1 protein-coding gene, 1 tRNA gene and 1 pseudogene are annotated in these 2,478 nt (G+C 65.9%); all 3 read right to left on the minus strand.

Going from position 1 to position 2,478, the window contains the following annotated elements; translation table 11 throughout:
- Positions 1 to 541: 541 nt before the first annotated feature.
- Positions 542 to 1,912, minus strand: coding sequence for a trigger factor (gene tig, locus ACKOED_RS08995; RefSeq protein WP_408916264.1), 1,371 nt, complete (start codon positions 1,910 to 1,912; stop codon positions 542 to 544).
- A 60-nt stretch (positions 1,913 to 1,972) separates the two neighbouring features.
- Positions 1,973 to 2,057: transfer RNA gene (locus ACKOED_RS09000), tRNA-Leu, on the minus strand.
- Between the two features lie 98 nt (positions 2,058 to 2,155).
- A pseudogene (locus ACKOED_RS09005) lies at positions 2,156 to 2,478 on the minus strand (EamA/RhaT family transporter); the annotation flags it as partial.

The raw sequence follows: 2,478 nt of genomic DNA on the forward strand, positions 1-2,478 counted from the left end.
GGCCGGGTCACGCCCGGCCATGACGAGCGGGGGAACGGCTCAACCGTGGCATCCTCTCACCGGCAGCCCGGCCATGACCCCCACAAACTCGTCATGCCACGGCTCGACCGTGGCATCCTCTTGGCGGCAGCCCGGCCATGACCCCCACACCCTCGTCATGCCACGGCTCGACCGTGGCATCCTCTTGGCGGCAGCGCGTGTGATGATGGCCGGGTCAAGCCCGGCCATGACGAGACGGGGGGACCGGCTCAACCGTGGCATCCTCTCACCGGCAGCCCGGCCATGACCCCCACAAACTCGTCATGCCACGGCTCGACCGTGGCATCCTCTCACCAGCAGCGCGTGTGATGATGGCCGGGTCAAGCCCGGCCATGACGAGACGGGGGGAACGGCTCAACCATGGCATCCTCTTGGCGGCAGCGCGTGTGATGATGGCCGGGTCAAGCCCGGCCATGACGGGAAGGGGGCGGCAGCGCGTGTGATGATGGCCGGGTCACGCCCGGCCATCATGAGCGGGGGGCCGCGCGCCCACGTCTCACTGTCAGCCCGCGGCCGTTCCGCCCAGCTCGTCCTCGTCCTTGACCATGGCCTGCAGCTCGTCCTTGGTCACCGTCTTGTCCGTGAGTTTGGCCCTGGCGACCAGGCTGTCGACGACCTTCTGCTCGAAGATCGGCCCGCGCAGTTCCATCATCGCGCCGGGGTTCTTGCGGTAATAGTCGATGACCATCCGCTCCTGGCCGGGGAACTGCCGCATGCGGTTCATCAGCGCCGCCTGCAGCTCCTGCTCGGTCACCTGGACCTTCTCCCGGTCGCCCATGGTGCCCAGCACCAGGCCGAGGCGCACCCGGCGCTCGGCAATGGCGCGGTAATCCTTGCGGGCCTCTTCCTCGGTGGTGTTCTCGTCGGCGAAGGTCGTCGAGGACCGCTCCATCTCGGAGGTCAGCGCGTTCCAGATCGAGTTGAACTCGGCTTCCACCAGCTTTTCCGGCAGCGGGAAGGAATATTCCTTGTCCAGCGCGTCCAGCACGTCGCGTTTCAGTTTCATGGCGCTCATCTGGGTGAATTCGGCCGCCGTGCGCTGCCGCACCGCATCCTTGAGCTTCTCCAGGTTTTCCAGGCCCAGCTTGGTGGCCAGCGCATCGTCGATGGCGGCTTCGACCGGGCTTTCGACCTTGCTCACCCTGGTGGCGAATTCGGCAGGCTTCCCGGCCAGTTCAGCCGCGCCATAATCCTCGGGGAAGGTCACATGCACCTTCACCTCGTCGCCGGCCCTGGTGCCCAGCAGCTGTTCCTCGAAACCGGGGATGAACTGCCCGGATCCCAGAACCAGCGCCACATCCTCGGCGGTGCCGCCATCGAAGGGCTTGCCATCGATGGACCCCACGAAGCTGATCGTCACCCGGTCGCCGTCGGCGGCGGCGTCAGCCTTGTCCACGAACTCCTTGGCGTTGCTGGCCAGGCGCTTCAGCGCCGCGTCGATTTCTTCGTCCGCGACCTCCACCACATGGCGGGTGAGTTCGAGGCCGGAGTGATCCTTGATCTCGAATTCCGGAATGACTTCCAGCATCACCGAGAAGGCAAGATCGCCCTTGCCATCCATCATGGCCTTGACCGCTTCCTCGTCGGAGGGAAGCCGCACCTCGGGCTGATAGGCCGGCCTGAGGTTACGCTCCTGCAGCAGTTCCTTGGACTTGGCGTCGATCGTGTCCTGCACCACCTCGGCCATCGCCGATTTGCCGTAGATGCGCCTGAGGTGCGACACCGGCACCTTGCCCGGACGGAAGCCCTTGATCTGCGCCCGCTTGGCGAGGTCGGTGAGCTTGGCGTTCAGGCCCCGGTCGAGCTCGGCCTGGTTGACCACCACGGTGTATTCGCGCCTGAGGCCATCGCTCAGCGTTTCGGTTACCAACATCGTTTGTGCTTCCGTCTTTGTCCAAGGGTGATTGGCGACAGACGTTGCTCGGCGCGTGCATGGTGCGGGCGGAGGGATTTGAACCCCCACGGGTTTCCCCACTGGAACCTAAATCCAGCGTGTCTGCCAATTTCACCACGCCCGCGCACGTGCAAAAGCCCGGGCCGTTGCAATGGGCGCGGTCTATAGCAGAGGGGTTTTCGGTATGCCAGTGAAGAAAACACAAGTTTTCCGAGGGCTCAGCTAGCCCTTCAGGGCCCGCGCCTGCGCAAAGGTGGTGAGCGCGATGCCCGCCGCCCCCACCGCGATTCCCGCCCACACCATGGGCGGGTAGCGCTCGCCCAGGAAGGCGACGCCGATCGCCACCCCAACCGCGGCGCCGACATAGCCGATCTGGGAGAGATAGGTGGGCCCGCCCACCGCCTGCAGGCGGAAGAAGGTGAGGTACATGACGGTGGAGGCGGTGAGCTGTGCCGCAACGATCCCCGGAATGGCAAGGAGCGGCGCGGCGTCCAGCCCGCCCACGAGACCGGCCAGCGCCAGCAACGGCAGCACCGCGGCGAGGT

Source organism: Aestuariivirga sp. (assembly GCF_046093005.1).
GTDB lineage: Bacteria > Pseudomonadota > Alphaproteobacteria > Rhizobiales > Aestuariivirgaceae > Aestuariivirga.

Coding starts and splice junctions, on each gene's coding strand:
- tig (WP_408916264.1), bottom strand. CDS start 1,912: ATGTTGGTAACCGAAACGCTGAGCGATGGCCTCAGGCGCGAATACACC.